This is a genomic window from Kluyvera georgiana ATCC 51603 (assembly GCF_001654985.1).
GTDB lineage: Bacteria > Pseudomonadota > Gammaproteobacteria > Enterobacterales > Enterobacteriaceae > Kluyvera > Kluyvera georgiana.
In genome coordinates this window covers 1-332 of the sequence record NZ_LXEU01000149.1, presented here as the reverse complement: position 1 = coordinate 332, position 332 = coordinate 1, and the positions used below count along the sequence as shown (strand labels likewise).

Sequence of the window (332 nt, the reverse complement as noted above, 5' to 3'; positions counted from 1 at the left end):
AGGACCCACGAAGGCTGGCTGTATCTTGCCGTTGTTGTTGATCTGTTCTCACGCAAAATTATCGGCTGGTCCATGCAATCCCGGATGACAAAGGACATTGTCCTGAACGCACTGCTGATGGCTGTATGGCGGCGTAATCCCGAAAAACAGGTGCTGGTTCATTCGGATCAGGGCAGTCAGTACACAAGCCATGAGTGGCAGTCGTTCCTGAAATCACACGGCCTGGAGGGTAGCATGAGCCGTCGCGGTAACTGCCATGATAATGCGGTTGCAGAAAGTTTTTTCCAGTTGTTGAAACGTGAACGGATAAAGAAAAAGATCTACGGAACGCG

1 protein-coding gene is annotated in these 332 nt (G+C 50.6%); it reads left to right on the top strand.

The window, feature by feature from the left end; genetic code table 11:
* Positions 1-332, top strand: a 332-nt coding sequence (locus M989_RS24075) for an IS3 family transposase (RefSeq protein WP_074398856.1), incomplete at both ends; no start/stop codon positions are given.